Here is an 18483-nt window from a genome sequence, read left to right as displayed (position 1 = left end):
CCGGCCGTCAGAATCGGCACATGAACCTGACCGGCCAGCAAACCCTGCCCGTCTCCCAGGCCCAGGCCTGGGCGGCGCTGAACGACACCGCGATGCTGCAGGCCGCCGTACCCGGCTGCGAGGCCATCACGCCAACCGGTGACAACGCCTTCGACGTGCTGATGGCCGTCTCCATTGGCCCGGTCAAGGCCAAGTTCAAGGGCCGGCTGCAGCTGACGGACCTGGTACCGCCGCAGAGCTATCGCCTCGCCTTTGAAGGCTCGGGCGGCGCGGCCGGTCACGGCAAGGGTCAGGCCCACGTCGTACTCGAGGCTCTGGCGCCGCAGCAGACGCGGTTGAACTACGAGGTCAGCGCCAGCGTCGGTGGCAAGCTGGCGCAAATCGGCTCGCGCCTGGTGGATCTGGCCGCACAGAAGCTGGCCGAGGATTTCTTTGCTCGCTTCCATTCCGCGCTGCTGGAGCGCCATCCGCCTGCCGCGCCCGCAACCGACCCGATGCCGGCGCCGCCCGCAGCAGCACCGGCAACCGGTCCGCTGCGCCGCCTGATCGACTGGCTGCGCCGCCGGTTCCGCTGACGCTTCAAGGCGGTTGCGAACAGACGCCAGCGCTTGGTGACCACCTGAAACAGCGGGGCAGTTCCCAGAGCTGCGCCGGTACAATTTCACATGTCCGAAACAGCGGGCCTGCCTCAGCGCAGGCCCGTTCTTTTTCGCCATGTCCAATTGTTCCCGCCGCCTGCCGCACGTCGACGCCCTGAAGGCCCTGGCCGCCCAGGTCATCGTGCTGCACCACCTCGTCAGCTACGGCCCCATCGCCCGTGCCGCCCATGAAGCCCTGCCATGGCTGGCCGGCGCGATGCACCAGTACGGCCGCATGGCGGTGCAAGTCTTCCTTGTCGTAGGCGGCTTCCTGAGCGCGCGCGGCCTGTCGCCTCGCGGCAAGGCCCTGCACGCCAATGTGCCCGAGCTGCTCTGGCGGCGGTACCTTCGCCTGACCCTGCCCTTCCTTGCCGCCCTGGCGCTGACACTGGGGACCTGCGGCCTCATAGCGTCCTCATGGCCCGAGCTGGTACCGGCCGACATCGGCCTGGGCCAGCTCCTCGCCCATGCGCTGCTGCTGCATGACGTGCTCGGCTACGAGGCGCTCACAGTAGGCGCCTGGTACGTGGCCATCGACCTGCAGCTCTTCGCACTCCTCGTTGGCCTGCTGTGGCTGGCAAGGCGAGGCTGGCGCCATCCCGGTCGCCTGGTTGTCGGGCCACTGCTGGTCGCAGGCGCCGCGCTGGCCTCCGCCTTCGTCTTCAACCGCGATCCAGCGCTGGACAGCTTCGCGCCCTACTTCTTCGTCTCCTACGGCCTCGGCGCGCTGGTGCACTGGTTGGGCCTGTGGCGCCACCGCCGCGCTGGCCTGGTGCTGCTTGCCGCAACCATGGGGGTCGCGCTGCTGCTGGACTGGCGCGATCGCCTCGCCCTCGCGCTTGCGACGGTCCTGTGGCTAGCCTGGGCGCAGCAGCGACACGCCGAGCGCCGACCGCTGCTGCCGACGACCTGGGCCGCGACGCTGGCCCGTGGCTCGACAACGTCCTATGCCCTCTTTCTGCTGCACTTTCCGGTGCTGCTGCTGACCAACGCGCTACTGGCCCAGCTGCCCGGCGCGGCGCCGGCCATGGGCCTGCTGCTGCTGCTGGCCACCTGGCTGCTGGCCAACTGCCTGGCCGCGCCTTTCCACCGCTGGGTGGAGGCACCGGCCGCGCGCCTGGACCCACTCGCCTGGCTGCCTCGCCTGCGCGCGGCCTGAGCGACTCGTGCAAGCGGAAAACAGGCCCTGCGTGCGCCATCGGCCCGCTCGCAGCAGCCCCAGGAAACCACAAGCGGCGGCAACGCCCCTGCGTGCTAATGTCGCGCGCAGCCACCAGGACGCGTTTCGATGACGACTCCCACCCAGGCCGCCAACGACAAACCCTTCCGCGACAGCATGCATGCAAGCGATGGTTTCAGTGCCGACTGACGCCCTCGACACCCGCGATGCGCTTCAGGACAAGGCCGCGCGCACGCTGGTTGCCATCGTCAGCATCGTCGGCGCGACCGCGGTTGCGGCCGGCATTCTGCTGCACGCGTCCGCAGGCACCCTGCCCTGGCGGGACCAGCGCTTCACCATCGGCGTGACGCTGCTGGCCCTGGGCGGCCTGGCCGCGCTGGTGCGCCGGGCAGGCTGGCTGCGTCTGGCCATGACGCTGGTGCTGGGTGGTACCCAGCTCAGCCTGGTCGCACACTCGATAGCCACCGGCCTGGGCGTGCACACCCTGGTGCTGGCCGCCAGCCCGGTGCTGATCGCCGTGGCGGGCGGAGTCGCCGGCAGCGCCGCCGCCCTCGCGCTGGCGGCACTGCACGTCACCGCCATCGTGGGCCTGGCAGCGCTCGAAGCTCAAGGCTGGCTGCCCGGCCGCGTCATCGCGCTACAGCCGTCGGTACAGGGCCGCGTCATCGGCCACCTGCTGATCACGGTCGGCGGCCTGGCCTCGGCATTGCTACTCAACCGCATCCTCGGTGCAGCGCTGCGGCGCGCCATCGGCGAAGAGGCCCGGCTGGCGCGCCTGGTACAGGCCGCGCACAACTGGGCATGGGAGGCCGACGCCAAATTCCACGTGACCCACCTGTCCGACGAGTTTGAGACCCTGTCGGGCCACAAACGCGAGGACTTCCTTCGCATGGGCCAGCCCGGCGGCGCCGCCCTCGTGAAGGACGCCGAGTTCCAGGCCTTGCTGGAAGACATCCGTGCCAAGCGCGCCTACCGCGACCGTATCAACGGCTTTCGCGCGCCTGATGGCCGGCTGCTGTGGACACTGAGCTCGGGCGAACCCATCTTCGACGCTGCCGGCCGCCACACCGGTTGGCGCGGCGTCAGCCACAACATCACCGGCGAGCGCCTCGCGCTGCAGCAGCACCAGCGCACCGCCAGCATGCTGGACCGCGTACTGCGCGCCAGCCCAGACGCCATCTGCGTGGCCCACATCGGGGATGGACGCATCCGCTTCGCGAACTCGGGCTTCTGCACGCTGGCCGGCTTGTCTCGCGACGAACTGATGGGCCGTTCGGCCCGCGAGCTGGGTCTGTGGCCAGACAGCACCGAACCGAGGCGGCTGGCCGCAGCTCTGGCCGGCTCCGGCCTGGTGCGCGACTTCCGTTCGGCCATCTTCGTCAACGGCCAGTGGCGCGACCTGCTCGTGTCCGCCGCATCGCTGGATTGGGACGGCGAGCCCGCGACGATGCTGATCGCGCGTGACATCACCGACAGCGAGCGCGACCGCATCGAGGCCGAGGCCATCCTCGACCATGCCAGCATCGGCATCGCGCTGACTCGCGGCGAGCGCTTCGAGCGCGTGAACCACCACTGGCAGGAGATCTTCGGCGGCACCGAACCCCGGCTCGCCGAAGGTCAGCTCTCCCTGCCCTCGGCCCAGCAGGTAGCCAGCGCCGCACAGGCCCTGGAGCGCGACTTCCTCCACCCCGACGGTCGGCGCATCACCGTGCAATTCAACGCCCGCGGCCTGCCGGCCACTCTGGCCGGGCGCGGCGAGGCAGATACCGATCGCGCCACGCTGTGGCTGGCCGAGGACGTCACCGAACGCCGCCGCCAGGAGCGCGAACTGCAGGCCGCCAAGCAGCAGGCCGAGGGCGCCAGCCACGCCAAGAGCGCCTTCCTCGCGACGATGAGCCACGAGATCCGCACGCCGCTGAACGGCGTGCTGGGCCTGGCACGCCTGCTGCAGCAGGGTGGCCCCGCCGACACCCACCGCGACAAGTATCTGGCCCACCTCGTCGGCGCTGCCGAGTCGCTCAACGAGATCGTCTCCAACGTTCTGGACCTGTCCAAGATCGAGGCTGGTCACCTGGAGCTCGAGCAGATCGAGTTCGACCTGCACGCGCTGGCCCAGGCCAGCTTCGAGGGCTGCGCGGCACTGGGCCGCGAGCGCGGGCTGGACATGCAGATCGAGCTGACCCCCGGCCTGCCCCGGCTCGTCATCGGCGACCCGCTGCGGGTTCGCCAGATCATGGCCAACTTCCTTGTCAACGCACTGAAGTTCACCGAGCACGGCCACATCCGGCTGAAGCTATCGGTGGCCGACACCGACCGCGTGCGCATCGTCGTCGCGGACAGCGGTATCGGTGTGCCGGCGGAGCTGCAGGGCCGGCTCTTCCGCCCATTCGCGCAGGCCGACGACTCGACGACACGGCGCTTCGGCGGCACCGGCCTGGGGCTGTCCATCTGCCGCGAGCTGGCGACACGCATGCAGGGCCGCGTTGGCGTACAGAGCGACGGCGTGCACGGCTCCAGCTTCTGGGCCGAACTGGCCCTGCCCACCGCGCTGACAGTCGACGACACGGCATCCCGCAAGCGCATTCCGCTGCCGCCGCGCCACCCGCTGGCCGGGCAGCGCCTGCTGGTTGCCGAGGACAACCCGGTCAACCGCCTCATCATCACGGCCCTGCTGCAGCGCCTGGGCGCCGAAGTCGTCGAGGCCGAGGACGGCGAGCAGGCCATCCACATCGCCCGCGAGCAGGCCCAGCACCTTGACGGCGTGCTGATGGACCTGCACATGCCCAAGGTCGACGGCCTGAAAGCCACGCAACTGCTGCGTGCCGACCCGGCGACGGCCCAACTGCCCATCCACGCCTTCACCGCCGCCGTGCTGGACCAGGAGCGCCAGGCAGCGCTCGCTGCAGGCATGAACAGCTTCATCGCCAAGCCGGTGGCCGAGGACGAGGTCATTCGCGTGCTAGGCCGACACTGAAGAGGAGCAACACATGCCCATCCGCATCGTGAGGCTTGGCAGCCCGCGCGCCGACGGCGAAGGCACGCGTATCGGCACCGTACGTCGTCCGCCGCGCGGCGTGCCAAAGGCGGAGTTCGCGTCACGCGACTTCTACGACGTGTGGTTCCCCAACCTCGCGCCCAGCCTGGAGGTCATGAAGCTAGGCCAGGCCGCCGGGACGGAGGCCGAGTGGAGCGTTTTCCAGAAGAGGTACCGTGCCGAGATGGCCCAGCCCGATGCCCAGCATGCGCTGGCACTGCTGGCCACGCTGTCGGCGCAGACGAGCTTCTCGGTGGGTTGCTACTGCGAGGACGAAACGCGCTGCCACCGATCGGTGCTGCGCGCGCTACTGGCAGAAAAAGGGGCGACGGTGGCGGGCTAGCGTCCTTCGCCCGTACCAGGGACGCTCGCTCTGGTCGTGGAGCGGTTCAGCACTCGTTCAACGGAGTCCGTCCAGTCCGTCCACAGGGCCGGGTCAGCAGGCATGCCGTCAGCAAGCAGACTCAAGACCCCACGTCGCAAGCGCCCCAAGCACGCAATCGCGCGCCGGGAGCCGCATCGTCGCCGCATAGGCTTTCTCTACAGCCCACGCCGTCTTCATGACGGCGCTCATGCTGCTGCTAGAGGAGCAGGTATCAAGCCCCACCGTGCTCCTGGGCCTCGCGCTGACGGTTCATGTCCGCCAGCGTCTTGCCCGGCTCGTCGCGGAAGGTCTCCTCCAGCACCTGCAACGTCTCGACCCGGTCGACGCGGAAGCTGCGAAAGTCGTTGCGCAACTCGCACCAGGCCGCCAACGTCCAGACCGGCCCCCAGAACAGGCAGGCCAGCGGCCGCACGACTCGCTCGCTCTTCACGCCGCCCAGGTCCAGATAGCCCACCTTGAGCTTGCGCCGCGCCTCGGTGGCCTCGCGCATCGCGGTCAGGTGTGCACTGGTGGCAGGGTCCAGCGCCGGCAGCGGCGCGTACAAGGCCAGGCTCTCGGCCGCGGCGCGGGCGTCCAGGGGCAGCACGGCGAGGATCTTGGAGAGCGCGTTCTCGGCCTGACGAGCCAATGCCGCATCCAGGCGCGACTCGGACATGCGCACCGTCGCAACCAGTGCCTGGGCCTCCTGCTTGCTGAACATCAGCGGCGGCAGGTCGAAGCCCGCCCGCATGCGGTAGCCCACGCCGGCCTCGCCCTCGATGGGCACGCCCTGCTGACCCAAGGCCGCAATGTCGCGATAGACGGTGCGCATGGACACCTCCAGCCGCTGGGCCAGATAGTCGGCCGTCGTGAGGCGGCGTCCGCGGATGAGCTGGACGATCTGGAATAGGCGGTCGGCGCGGCGCATGGGCGGGCATTGTGCGGGAGCGCGGCCTCGCCGACCGCCGGCCCTGATCCCATGGCTCACGCTCCGGTCGACTCAGCCCATGGCCGTGCAGAGCTCGACCAGCGTGCCATCCGGGCAGCGCACATAGGCCACCGTCTGCCCCCAGGGCTTGGTCACGGGCGAGGCCAGGGCGCGCGCGCCGGCGGCGACGGCACGGTCGAAGGCGGCCGGCACGTCGGCCACCGTGAAGCCGATCTCCATGCCCAGAGGCTTGTCGCTGGCGTCGGCGGCGACGTAGTCGTGCTGCACGCTGTCGCGGGCGGTCGCGTGGTCGACGAAGGCCAGCGTGGTGCCGCCGGCGCCGGTGTCGACCTCGCCATAGGCACCGCTCTCGTGCAGGAACCGTGTCCGCAGGCCGAAGGCACGGTCGAAGAAGGCCAGCGAAGCGCCCACGTCGGACACGTAGACGAGGGTGTATGCGAAATTCATGCAAGGCTCCTTGAAATCGAAGGCCCGCATGCTGCACCTGTCGACTGCCACTGCATGTCAGCAGCACCGCCCCGGTACCGACGACACGCGGCTACTCGGCCAGCACCTGGCGCACGGCACGCTCCCATTGCGCCATGCGCGCGGCGGCCGCATCACGCGACATCCGCGGCTCGAAGGCGCGCTCCAGCTGCCAGATCGCGCCGGTCTCCGCGGTCGAGGCATAGAGGCCGCAGCCCAGGCCGGCCAACAGCGCGGCACCCAGGGCTGTCGTCTCGATGACATCGGGGCGCAGCACCGGGATGCCAAGCAGGTCAGCCTGGAACTGCATCAGCAAGTCGTTGGCGCTGGCGCCGCCGTCCACGCGCAACTCCGTCAAGCGTTCGCTCGCGCCCACGTCGGCATTCATCGCGGCCAGCACTGCCGCGCTCTGGAACGCGATGCTCTCCAGCGCCGCATGTGCAATATGGGCTTGCGTCGTGCCTCGCGTGAGACCCAGCAGGGCGCCACGCGCGTCGGGCCGCCAGTAGGGCGCGCCCAGTCCGGCGAAGGCCGGCACGAAGATCACGCCGCCCGCATCGGGCACGCTGCCCGCAAGCGCCTGCACCTCGCTGCTGGAGCGCACGGCGCGCAGTCCGTCGCGCAGCCACTGCACGACAGCGCCACCGACGAAGACGCTGCCTTCCAGCGCGTACTGCGCGGCGGCATCCACCTGGGCTGCGCGCGTCGTCACCAGGCCCTGCGTGGAGGCGCGCGCCTGCGTGCCGGTGTGCATCAGCAGGAAGCAGCCAGTGCCATAGGTGTTCTTGGCCTGGCCAGGGGCCAGGGCGGCCTGGCCGAAGAGGGCGGCCTGCTGGTCGCCGGCGATGCCCGCGATCGGCACATCGAACTCCACCGCCCTGCCGAAATCACCGGCCGACGGTCGCACTTCGGGCAACAAGCTGCGCGGGATGTCGAAGGCGGCAAGCAACTCGTCGCTCCAGTCGCCACGGTGAATGTCGAACAGCAGCGTGCGCGAGGCATTGCTGGCGTCGGTGGCATGCACCTTGCCGTCGGTCAACTTCCATAGCAGCCAGCTGTCGACGGTGCCGAAGGCCAGCTCGCCGCGGGTCGCACGCTCGCGGGCGCCGGGCACGTTGTCGAGCAGCCAGCGCAACTTGGTAGCGGAGAAATAGGGGTCCAGCAGAAGGCCTGTGAGCTCCCGCACGCGCGGCTCCAGGCCCTGGCGCTTCAGCTGCTCGCAAAACTCCGCCGTGCGCCGGTCCTGCCAGACCAGCGCCTTGTGAAGCGGTGTGCCGGTCCTGCGGTCCCACAGCACCACAGTCTCGCGCTGGTTGGTGATGCCGATGGCGGCCACCCGCACCCCCGCCCGGGTCAGCGCCTCGCGAGCGCATTCGACCTGGTGGGTCCAAATCTCCTCGGCGTCATGCTCCACCCAGCCCGGCTGCGGGAAGTGCTGGGGCAGCTCGCGCTGCGCGACGGCCAACAGCCGGCCCGAGCGGTCGAAGACCAGCGCGCGCGAACTCGAGGTCCCTTGGTCCAGCGCAAGCAGAGCATCCATGGCGGCCGTTCACTTAGAGTGGTCGATATGGATGATTTTGACGTCGTGGTGGTGGGGGGCGGCATCAACGGCACGGGCCTGGCGCGGGACCTGGCCGGGCGTGGCTGGCGAGTGCTGCTGGCGGAAGCGCAAGACCTGGCCCAGCACACCTCGTCGAGCTCTACCAAACTCATCCACGGCGGCCTGCGCTACTTGGAAACCTACGAGTTCTCGCTGGTCGCCAAGGCCTTGCAGGAGCGAGAGGTGCTGCTCAGGAGCGCACCCCACATCATCCGGCCGCTGCGCTTCGTGCTGCCTCATGCCCCGCATCTGCGGCCAGCCTGGATGATCCGCATCGGCCTCTTCCTCTACGACCACCTTGCACGGCGCGAGCTGCTGCCGGGCTCGCAGGGCCTGAAGCTTTCCGGCACGGTCTACGGCGCAGCGCTGCGGCCCGAGTTCACGCGCGGCTTCGTCTACTCCGACGGCTGGGTTGACGACGCCCGCTGCGTGGTGCTGAACGCGCTGGATGCCCGCCGGCTCGGCGCTGAAGTGCTGACGCGCTGTACGGTGACCGAGGCAAGGCGCGGCGCCAGCGACTGGCACGTGACGCTGGAAGGCGGCCGCCAGCTTCGCAGCCGCGCCCTGGTCAACGCGGCCGGACCGTGGGCCGAGAGTTTCCTGCGCGGGCAAGGCCTTCCGGCGCACGGCATGCGCCTGGTCAAGGGCAGCCACATCATCGTGCCGCAGCGCTTCGCGCACGACCATGCCTACATCTTTCAGAACCCCGACGGCCGCATCATCTTCGCCATTCCCTACGAAGGCCGCTTCACGTTAATCGGCACGACGGACGTGGAGCTGCCCGACGACGGGCCGCCGCCCGACCGCGCCGAGATCAGCGTGAATGAGGTGGACTACCTGTGCGAGCAGGCCAGCCGCTATCTGGCCCATCCCGTGCGGCCGGCCGATGTGGTCTGGAGCTATGCCGGCGTGCGCCCCCTGCTGGACGAGGGCGGCTCTGCCTCTTCCGTCACGCGTGACTACTTGCTGGAGGCCGACGCTGCGGGCGGCGCGGCTCTGCTGAACGTCTGGGGCGGCAAGCTGACGACCTATCGCAAGCTGGCGGAGGACGGCGCCAGCCAGCTCGGCGCGCTGCTGGGCGACGCACGCAGACCCTGGACCCATGACGCCAAGCTGCCCGGCGGCGACCTCGGCTCGCACGGCGTCGACATCGACGGCTTCATCGCCATGCTGCAGGCCCGCCATGCCGACCGGCCGCCAGCGCTGGTTGCGCGGCTGGCGCGCGCCTACGGCAGCCGGGCCGAGGCCTTGCTCGCGGCCGATACAGGCGCGGAGGTGGCGCCGGGGCTGTTCGAGGTCGAGCTGCATCACCTCGTCGAGCAGGAATGGGCCTGCAGCGCAGAAGACGTGCTGTGGCGACGCAGCAAGCTGGGCCTGCATTTCACGGCCGCGCAGCACGAGGCCGTGGCGGCCTGGTTCAGAACGCAAGCTTGAAGCCGGCTGTGGCGAGCCGTGCGTTCACGCCTCCCAGCCGCCGTGCCATCGATACATCGACGAACAGGCGCTCCTGCCGCAGCGCCACGCGCAGCGCGGCGTTGGCCCAGGGCCGGCCCTGGTCGTCGCCGAAGAGCTCGGCCATGGGCTGCCAGCGCCCGCCTTCGCCCAGGCCGTTGTGCTCGGCTGCCAGTGCCCAGATCGTGCTGCGCCGGTGCAGCAACTCGTCGCGCTGGTGGCCGAGATTGGCATGCAGGACCCAGTCGCCAGCCAGCGGCGCACTGGCCACCAGGACCAGGCCCGCGCCGCTGCGCCGCCACGCGGCCTCGACATGTCGGTGCGCCAGGTTCCAGGCCACCGTGACCCGGGTTTCGCCATCCCGCCAGAACTGGGTCTTTCCCCCCAGCGCGAGTTCGCGCGGCCTGATGAGCTGCAACGCGACCTCGCTGTTCCCTCCGATGCCGCAGCCAAGCTGCAGGCTGGTCTGGCGCTGGGCGGCGCCCTGTTCTCGCCAATGGCTGTGTGCGCCTTCGAGCTCGCAGGCCCGGGGGTCCATGATGTCGGCGTCCTCGGCCTGCAGCGGCCGACCGGCCCGGGCCGCGCCAAGGGCACTCAGAAGACAGACGATGGCAATGGCGCGCGGGCGATGCATGGGGCGCGAAGCCTAACGGGTCCATGTGAAAGCGGCATCGGTGATGATGCCGGCCATGCTTCTTGGCTTGCTGTTCGCCCTCGCTGCCGGATTGATGTGGGGGCTGGTCTTCGTCGCACCCGTCATGCTGCCCGGGTATGCGCCGGCCCTGCTGACGGTGGGCCGCTACCTGGCATTCGGACTCATCGCCCTGCCGCTGGCCCTGCTGCTGGACCGGCGCGCGCTGCGCGAGCTGCAGGCCGGCGACTGGTGGGAAGCAGCCAGGCTCAGCCTGGTCGGCAACTTCCTGTACTACCTCTGCCTGTCGGCAGCCATCCAGCGCGCCGGTGCGCCACTGCCGACCATGATCATCGGCACGCTACCGGTGGTCATCGCCGTCTGTGCCAACCACCGCAACCGCTTGCGCGACGGTCATCTGCCGTGGGCGCAGCTGGCGCCATCGCTGGCACTGATTGGCGCGGGCCTGGGCCTCGTGAACCGCGATGAGGTGGCCATGCTGCAGATACAGGCCGGCGACCCGCGTCGCTACGCAGAGGGTGCACTGCTGGCCATCGCGGCCGTGGCCTGCTGGACCTGGTATCCCATTCGCAACGCCGACTGGCTGCGCGCCCACGCCGACCGCAGCCCGCGCGCCTGGGCGACGGCGCAGGGGCTGGTTACGCTGCCCATGGCCTTGATCGGCGTTGGACTGCTGGGCGGCGTGCAACTCGCCGCGCCGGGCACGCTGATCCCGGCTGACTACGCGCTGCCGCTGGGTGAGAGGCCCTGGGCCTTTGTCGGCCTGATGGCGGCCATCGGCCTGTGCTCGTCCTGGCTGGGCACGCTGTGCTGGAACGAGGCCAGCCAGCGCCTGCCAACCTCGCTGTCGGGCCAACTCATCGTGTTCGAGACGCTGGCAGCCCTGGCCTATGCCTTCACCTGGAATCAGCGGGTGCCACCACCGGCCACGCTGGCAGGCGTGGCGCTGCTCGTGGCGGGTGTGATGTGGGCACTGCGCATCAAGCCGGTGAAAACACCTCAATGACGCGGCCACCGTCGAAGCCGTCGGCCTCGCCCCGCTTCATGTGGCCGCGGGCGTTGCTGACGATGCGGGTGCCGCCGATCCGGTAGTCGTGCCGGCAGTGCAGATGGCCGTGCAGCCACAGGTCTGCGCCGGGCAACAGGTCCTCGTCGTCGTTGCAGAAGCTGGCCGTGCCGGGCTGGCGACCATAGCGCGGGTCGGCACTCTTCAGGCTGGGTGCGAAATGCGTGATGACCACCGTCGCGTCCCAGTCGCCTGTTCGGGCCAGTTCGCCGGCCAGCCAGGCACGGCTCTCCAGCGCCAGCGCGCGCACTGCGTCCACGCCGAAGACCTCGCCGTGGCGGGTGGCCTGCATGACCTTCTGGAAATACCCTCCGGCACGCATGGCGCGCTCGCGACCTGCGGGGCCGAAGGCGTCGAAGTCGCACCATCGCGTGCAGCCGACATAGCGCACGCGCCGACCCCGGTCGTCAGTCATGACGACGGCCTCGTCGTCCAGGATGCGCAGGCCCATTGCCCGCACATGGGCACGCAGCGCCTCGCGGGCCTCGTCCACGTCGCGGCAGTCGTACTCGTGATTGCCCGGCACGAACAGCACCGGCACCGGCCAGCCGCGGAACTGCTCGAAGCTGCGCCAGGTCGTGTCGATGTCGCCGGCCAGGACCAGCAGCTCCGCGTCGGGCGCGGGCGTAGGCACGTAGCTCTCGGTCTCCAGGTGGAGGTCCGAGAGCAGTTGCAAACGCATCAGTTGCTACCGTGGCACTGCTTGTACTTGCGGCCGGAACCGCAAGGGCAGGGGTCGTTGCGCCCCACCTTGGGCGTGTCGCGGCGGATGGTGTCGACGCGGTAGCGCTCAGCCTCGGTCAGGTCGGCCAGGTCGGCCACCGTGACGACCAGCTCCTCGATGGCTTCGTCCAGGTCCTTCAGGGGATGCTCGCGATTCAGCGTCGCGACGACCTCCTTCTCCTCGGCGGTCTCGGCCGGCAGGTGACGGTACAAGCGCGCCATGGCAGCAGCGACATCCTCATTGGGCAGGTTGGACAGCTCCGGGAAGCACAGTGCGGCGTGTTGGAAGCCAGCCACCCAAGGCATCAGCGCGCGCGAGATGGGGCCCAGCTCGTCGTAACTGGCGCGGGCGGAGCGCTCTTCGTCACTGGCATCGTCGGGCAGGGGCTCGGGGGCCTGCTCCTCGTCGACGTCGAGGATGACGGGATCGAACCAGCCGTCCTCCACGAGGCTGCGGTTCAGCGCGGCATGGCGGCGCTCAACCAGCTGGGTCAGCTTGTCCAGCCAGGCCGCGTCCACCGTCTCGGGCAGCAAGCCTCCGTCGTAGTCGAAGATGTTTGGCAGCCACTCATCGGCCTCGATGAGTCGGGGCTGCACGATGACACCGCACAGGTAGCCGTCCAGCATGGAGGCGTCCAACGGCTGCAAGGGCTCGGGCGTGGCGGCGAGGAGTTCGTCGAGTTCGGCGAACTCGGCATCGGTGAGGTCATGGGTGCTCATGGTCGCGGATTGTCGGCGTTCGTCCCCGCCCGGCAAGCCGAGCCACTGGCCAGTGGCTGTGGCCGCATCGGCATGAAGCCGCATATGCCATCGATGTCAACCACCAGGCACCCTGGTATTTACCCAAATGACATCGATAACATTTGCGCTCAAAGTCCGGCCCATCGAAAGTGGCGACGGCCGCGCCGGCTTTCGGGATCGACAACAACCACCGGAGACATCCATGCCCCAGCACCAAGTCGCGCCGCGCATTGGCGCCCCGCTGCGCCGCCCGCAACTGATCGCCCTGGCCGCTGCCGCCCTGTGCGCCACCGGGCAGGCCCAGGAGGCCGCCAAGCCCTCCCCCGCCTCGCCCGAAGTAAAGGAGCTCGAGGCCGTCGTCGTCACCGGCACGGCACGCCGCGAAGGCGTGCGCAAACTGGAGGCAGGCTTCTCGATCACGACCGCCACAGAGGAGCAGATCAAGCAGGCCGCCCCCACCAGCACGGCCGACATCCTGAAGACCGTGCCCGGCGTGTTCGTCGAGACCTCCGGCGGGCAGGCCGGGGCCAACATCCGCGTACGCGGCTTCCCGACCCCGGGCGATGGCCCCTACTCGACCTTCCAGCTCAACGGCGCGCCGCTGTACCACCTACCCACGCTGAGCTTCTTCGAGCACTCACAGCTGTTCCGCCTGGATGACACCATCGAGCGCATGGAAGTGCTGCGCGGCGGCCCCAGCCCCATCTTCGGCAGTGGTCAGCCCGGCGTAACCGTCAACTTCATCCAGAAGGATGGCCGCAACCCCGAGGCAGGCCTGCGAGTCACCACCGGCACCGGCAACCTCAAGCGCGTGGACGGCGTCTACGCCGGCAAGCTGAGCGAGCAGTGGAGCGTCATGGTGGGGGGCTTCTGGCGCCAGAGCGACGGCGTGCGCGACACCCAGTTCCCTGCCGACGACGGCGGCCAGGCCAGTGTCATGCTCAGCCGCAGGCTCGACCATGGCAGCCTGCAGCTCTATGCCCGCGCGCTGCGGGACCGCAACGCCTTCTTCACGGCCATCCCGGTCGTCGGCGGCGCGGACGGAAAGAGCGTCTCCAGCTACCCCGGCTTCAATGCGCTGAAGGATTACTTCTACGGGAACGAGCTGCGCAACATCGTGCTGGAAACCGGCCGCGCGACGGGCCGTACGCTGCCAGGCGGCAGGCCCGAGATCCAGCGCACGACCGTCGCCAAGGACCTGGCCGATGGTCGTGGCGCCGACGTGCAGACCTACGGCGCCAACCTCGACACCAAGCTGGGCGACTGGACGCTGACCAACAAGCTCAGCCATACGACCGGCGACACGCCAACCTATGCGCTGTTCTCGGGCGCGAACCCGCAGACGCTGTCCAGCTATGTCGCGTCGCAGGTGACCGCCGCCAATGGCGATGCCTCGGCCGTTGCCGCGGCCGGCCGCACCGCCATCGCCGGCAGCGCCACATTCGTGAACGGCGGCGGCGCGGTGGCCGGCAGCACGCCCGTCATCGTCAACGGCATGTGGGTCGTGGACAAGGCGCTGCGCTCCACAAGCAACGAGACAAGGCTGTCGCGCGAGATAGCGCCCGGCAACAACCTCACCTTCGGCCTGTACCTGGCCGGCTACAGCTCGCACGACGTCTGGACGCTTGGCCAGGCCCAGTTGATGACGGTGCAGCCGCATGCCCGCCTCATCGACGTGGTGCTGGACAACGGCGTCAAGGCTTCGCGCAACGGATACGTCACACCACCGTTCTCGTTCAACCTGGACGCGAGCTACAGCGGCAACACCCACGCCCTCTTCATCGCCGATGAATGGCAGCTCAGCAAGCAACTGCGCGTGGACCTGGGCGTGCGCCGTGAGACGCAGCGCATCACCGGCAGCATTGCCAACGTCAGCAACGGAGACCTCGATGCCGACCCGACGACGCTCTACAACAACAACCTCGCCTACTTCAACGGCACCAACACCCTGCTCGACAGCAAGCTCACGCGCAACTCCTTCACCGGAGGTGCCAACTACGCGCTCAGCCGCGAGCTCAGCGCCTTCGTGCGTGTGAACAAGGGCCATCGGATGCCCGACTTCGATGTGCTGCGCGGCCGCGGCGCCAACGAAGCCAGGGACCCGGTCGAGGACATCACGCAGTACGAAATCGGCCTGAAGACTGCGACCAAGCTCTACAGCGCCTTCCTGACGGCCTATGCCAACAAGCTGACCAACTCGCAGACCCAGCAGTTCACCAACGCCGGCAACGTCGTGCTGCGCCCCAACAGCAAGGCCACGGGCGTGGAGTTCGAGCTGACGCTGCGCCCCGGCGCTGGCTTCGAGATCGCAGCCACCGGCAACTTCCAGGACGCCAAGTACAAGGACTTCCAGCAGTACAGCGGCAACCGCGTGGAACGCGCGCCCAAGTTCCAGGCTCGACTTACGCCCAGCTGGCAGACCCAGACCGCCTTCGGCCAGCTGCGCACGTTCGCGACGCTGAGCCATGTGGGCGAGCGCTTCGCCGACCAGACCAACACGCTGAAGCTGCCGGCCTATCGCACCATTGATGCGGGTGCGGTGTTCTCGATGGACAACGGCCTGGAAGTGCGTCTGACCGGCACCAACCTGACCAACAAGATCGGCCTGACCGAGGGCAACTTCCGCGTGCCGGGCCAGGGTGTGGGGCAGGACGGCGTGTTCCTCGCGCGGCCGCTGTTCGGCCGGTCCTACGAGCTCAGCGTGGGTTTCCAGTTCTGACGACGCCAAGATAGATGGCGAAGCCCTTACTCAACGCTGCTCTCGACATGACACAACCCACATCCCTCCCGGCGGTGCCTGTTTCGAGCGGCGGCCTGCGCATCAGGGTCGCCATCATCCTGACCTACATGCTGTTCGGTGCGCTGCTGAACAGCGTCGGCGCGGTCAACCTGCTGGTCGTGCAGACGCTCGGCGTTGCGCGCGCCGACGCCGCGCTGCTGGACGCATGGAAGGACCTGCCCATCGCGGTCACGTCCTTCCTTGTCGCCTCACTGCTGCCGCGGCTGGGCCTCAAACGCTCCATGCTGCTGGCCCTGGCTGCCGTTGGCGCAGCCTGCCTGGCCATGCCAGCTCTCTCGGCCTTCTGGGCCATCAAGCTGCTGTTCTGCACGCTGGGCGCGGGCTTCGCGCTGGTGAAGGTGTCTGCGTACTCCATGATCGGTCTGGTCACGCAGGACCGCGCCGGCCATGCGCGCTTCACCAACTTGCTGGAAGGCCTGTTCATGGTGGGTGTGCTGGGAGGCTTCCTGCTGTTCAGCCAGGCCGCGCATGCCGAGGGCAAAGGCTGGCTGCAGGTCTACCCCCTACTGGCTGCGCTGGCGGCAGGCGCCTTCGTGCTGCTGCTCGTCAGCCCGCTGGACGAAGGCCCCATCCAGTCACCTGACACGACGTTGCGCGAAGACCTCGTCGCAATGGCACCGCTGCTGAGGCTGGCGCTGGTCGTCGTGTTCCTGCTGTCGGCTTTTCTCTACGTACTCATCGAGCAGGGCATCTCGACCTGGCTGCCCAGCTTCAACAACGAGGTACTTCACCTGCCCACTGCCATGAGTGTGGGCCTGGCTGTCATCATGCCGGCCAGCACCGCACTGGGCCGACTGACCAGCGCCGCTGTCATCGGCCGGCTTGGCTGGTTCGCCGTCGTCATCGCCTGCCTGATGGGCATCGCCGCCCTCATCCTCGTGGCACTACCCCTGGCCAAGGGCGCCCAGCCAATGGGTAGCGACGTCGGCTGGCTCAATGCGCCGCCAGCGGCCTATCTGCTGCCGGCCACAGGGCTGCTGCTGGCGCCCATCTACCCGGCCATCAACTCCGCCATGCTCAGCGCGCTGCCCCAACGGCGGCATGCGGCAATGACCGGCCTCATCGTCGTCTTCTCCGCGCTCGGTGGCACGTTGGGCAGCTTCATAACCGGCCGCCTATTCGTCGCCTTCGACGGCACCACCGCCTTCGGCCTGCTGCTGGTTCCTGTTGCAGCACTGGCCCTGTCCCTCGCCCGGCTGCGCCGGCACCTCGCGTCATGAATCGCTCCTCCTCGCGCTCCGGCGACCTCTTCCCGGCTGCGCCCGTCCACGCCGTCGCGCCCGCGCGGGCCACGGCCGCCACGCCCCACGAGCTGTACGGCGAACTCTTCGTCGCCGTGCAGATGACGCGAGTCTTCGACGACGGAAAGAGCTTCGTCGATGCCACGCCCAAGAGCGCCCCGGCGCTGATCCGGGCGCGCTTCGAGGCCGAACGCCGGCTACCGGGCTTCTCGCTGCCGGACTTCATTCAGGCTCACTTCGCGCTACCCGGCCACGACGCTGCCGTCGGACCCCGCCTGGGGCTGCGCGAACACATCCGCGCGCTGTGGCCGCTGCTGGTGCGCGAGCACACCCGCGCACAGGACGGCGAGAGCCTGCTGGCGCTGCCCCAGCCCTACGTCGTGCCGGGCGGGCGCTTCCGCGAGCTCTACTACTGGGACAGTTATTTCACGATGCTGGGCCTGGTCGCCGACGGCCGGCACGACCTGGCCCAGCACCTGCTCGCCAACTTCGCCCACCTGCTGGCCACCTACGGCTTCATCCCCAACAGCAGCAGAAGCTACATGCTGAGCCGTTCGCAGCCGCCCTTCTTCTTCAAGATGGTGGAGCTGCTGCACGCCGACGACCCCGCCGCCGGCTTCGCGGCCCACCTGGATTCGCTGAAGACCGAGCACGCCTTCTGGATGGACGGTGAGGCGGAGCTCGCGCCCAGCCAGGCCCATCGCCGCGTGCTGCGTACGCCCGAAGGCGCGCTGCTGAACCGCTACTGGGACGACCGCTGCTCGCCGCGCGAAGAGAGCTGGCGCGAAGACGTGCTGACCGCCCAGGCCGCGAAAGCAGCGACCGGTCGCGCACCCGATGAAGTCTGGCGCGACCTGCGCGCCGGCGCCGAGAGCGGCTGGGACTTCTCCGGCCGCTGGTGCGCCATTCCCACGGACATCGCCACCATCGAAACCACCGCCCTCGCACCCGTGGACCTGCAGGCCTTGCTCGCCGGCCTCGAGAATGCCATCGCCCAGGGCGCCGCGCGAAGTGGAGACGGGACCACCGCATTGGCCTTCAAGGCACGTGCGAGCGCGCGCCAGCAACTGCTGCAGACGCTGTTCTGGCGAACTCCTCCTGACGGGTCTGCCGGCCATTTCGCCGACCTGAACTGGCGCAACGCGCATGATTCGCGCCCGCTGACGGCCGCCGGCCTGATGCCGCTTTACCTGGGCCTGGCTACCCAGCACCAGGCCGATGCGATGGCCGCCCAAGTGCAGCGTCGTCTGCTCGGTGCCAACGGCCTGCTGACAACCGACCAGGCCACCGGCCAGCAATGGGACGCCCCCAACGGCTGGGCGCCGCTGCAATGGGTGGCCGCGCAGGGCCTGGCGCAGTACGGCCACCGGGCGCTCGCCTATGACATCGCCGCGCGCTGGTGTGCCAGTGTGCATCGCGTCTACCTGGCCACCGGACGACTGCTGGAGAAGTACGACGTCGCCGAGGATCGCCCCGGCGGCGGCGGCGAGTACGAGACCCAGGACGGCTTCGGCTGGACCAACGGCGTCTACGTCGCGTTCGAGCAGGGCCTGTTGAGCGAAGCCCCCTGAGCCTCGG

Annotated in this window: 15 protein-coding genes; 9 read left to right on the top strand and 6 right to left on the bottom strand. The window is 69.1% G+C overall.

The genetic code is table 11. The features are described from left to right. The first annotated feature begins 20 nt into the window (after positions 1-20). From QM732_RS24325 to QM732_RS24310, 4 genes are all read left to right on the top strand, one after another. Positions 21-575 carry a CoxG family protein gene (locus tag QM732_RS24325; protein WP_415658669.1) on the top strand — a complete coding sequence of 185 codons (555 nt, stop codon included), beginning with the start codon at positions 21-23 and terminating at the stop codon, positions 573-575. A 139-nt stretch (positions 576-714) separates the two neighbouring features. Then, positions 715-1797 carry an acyltransferase family protein gene (locus QM732_RS24320; protein ID WP_415658668.1) on the top strand — a complete coding sequence of 361 codons (1083 nt, stop codon included), beginning with the start codon at positions 715-717 and terminating at the stop codon, positions 1795-1797. Between the two features lie 181 nt (positions 1798-1978). After that, on the top strand, positions 1979-4792 hold the full coding sequence (locus QM732_RS24315; protein WP_415658667.1) for an ATP-binding protein: 2814 nt from the start codon (positions 1979-1981) through the stop codon (positions 4790-4792). A 13-nt stretch (positions 4793-4805) separates the two neighbouring features. Further along, a complete protein-coding gene (locus QM732_RS24310; protein ID WP_415658666.1) occupies positions 4806-5195 on the top strand; it encodes a DUF488 domain-containing protein in 390 nt (129 codons plus the stop codon). A 253-nt stretch (positions 5196-5448) separates the two neighbouring features. Here the strand turns inward: QM732_RS24310 and QM732_RS24305 are convergent, their stop codons facing one another. From QM732_RS24305 to glpK, 3 genes are all read right to left on the bottom strand, one after another. Beyond that, the gene (locus QM732_RS24305) at positions 5449-6144 is read right to left on the bottom strand and encodes a helix-turn-helix transcriptional regulator (RefSeq protein WP_415658665.1); all 696 of its coding nucleotides are present in this window, start codon (positions 6142-6144) and stop codon (positions 5449-5451) included. A 72-nt stretch (positions 6145-6216) separates the two neighbouring features. Continuing rightward, positions 6217-6612: a VOC family protein gene (locus tag QM732_RS24300; RefSeq protein WP_415658664.1), complete on the bottom strand. Its 396-nt coding sequence runs from the start codon at positions 6610-6612 to the stop codon at positions 6217-6219. A gap of 91 nt (positions 6613-6703) precedes the next feature. Then, a complete protein-coding gene (gene glpK, locus QM732_RS24295; protein WP_415658663.1) occupies positions 6704-8170 on the bottom strand; it encodes a glycerol kinase GlpK in 1467 nt (488 codons plus the stop codon). 27 nt (positions 8171-8197) lie between these two features. On the opposite strand from glpK, the gene glpD reads away from it, so the two are divergent. Further along, positions 8198-9664: a glycerol-3-phosphate dehydrogenase gene (glpD, locus tag QM732_RS24290; RefSeq protein ID WP_415658662.1), complete on the top strand. Its 1467-nt coding sequence runs from the start codon at positions 8198-8200 to the stop codon at positions 9662-9664. Here the strand turns inward: glpD and QM732_RS24285 are convergent. Further along, the gene (locus QM732_RS24285; RefSeq protein WP_415658661.1) at positions 9648-10316 is read right to left on the bottom strand and encodes a hypothetical protein; all 669 of its coding nucleotides are present in this window, start codon (positions 10314-10316) and stop codon (positions 9648-9650) included. The genes glpD and QM732_RS24285 overlap by 17 nt on opposite strands. 55 nt (positions 10317-10371) lie before the next feature. Between QM732_RS24285 and QM732_RS24280 the strand changes: the two genes are divergently transcribed. Then, on the top strand, positions 10372-11340 hold the full coding sequence (locus QM732_RS24280) for a DMT family transporter (protein WP_415658660.1): 969 nt from the start codon (positions 10372-10374) through the stop codon (positions 11338-11340). Here QM732_RS24280 and QM732_RS24275 read toward each other — a convergent pair. After that, entirely contained in the window at positions 11315-12082 is a 768-nt protein-coding gene (locus QM732_RS24275) for a metallophosphoesterase (protein ID WP_415658659.1), read from the bottom strand. The genes QM732_RS24280 and QM732_RS24275 overlap by 26 nt on opposite strands. Beyond that, the gene (locus tag QM732_RS24270) at positions 12082-12843 is read right to left on the bottom strand and encodes a UPF0149 family protein (RefSeq protein ID WP_415658658.1); all 762 of its coding nucleotides are present in this window, start codon (positions 12841-12843) and stop codon (positions 12082-12084) included. The genes QM732_RS24275 and QM732_RS24270 overlap by 1 nt, the downstream gene beginning before the upstream one ends. Positions 12844-13066: 223 nt before the next feature. Here QM732_RS24270 and QM732_RS24265 point away from each other — a divergent pair, with 223 nt between their 5' ends. From QM732_RS24265 to treF, 3 genes are read left to right on the top strand one after another with little or no spacing between them, the layout of a single operon-like run. Beyond that, on the top strand, positions 13067-15583 hold the full coding sequence (locus QM732_RS24265) for a TonB-dependent receptor (protein WP_415658657.1): 2517 nt from the start codon (positions 13067-13069) through the stop codon (positions 15581-15583). 47 nt (positions 15584-15630) lie between these two features. Then, on the top strand, positions 15631-16884 hold the full coding sequence (locus QM732_RS24260) for an MFS transporter (RefSeq protein WP_415658656.1): 1254 nt from the start codon (positions 15631-15633) through the stop codon (positions 16882-16884). Beyond that, positions 16881-18476 (top strand): alpha,alpha-trehalase TreF, encoded by a 1596-nt coding sequence (gene treF, locus QM732_RS24255; protein ID WP_415658655.1) that lies wholly within the window; start codon positions 16881-16883, stop codon positions 18474-18476. Before QM732_RS24260 ends, treF begins: the two co-directional genes overlap by 4 nt. The last annotated feature ends 7 nt before the right edge of the window (positions 18477-18483 follow it).

Origin of the sequence: Roseateles sp. (assembly GCF_047654805.1) — a bacterium.
Classification (GTDB): domain Bacteria; phylum Pseudomonadota; class Gammaproteobacteria; order Burkholderiales; family Burkholderiaceae_C; genus Pelomonas.
Note: the sequence above shows the minus strand (reverse complement) of the source record. Positions and strands in the feature narration are given on the sequence as shown.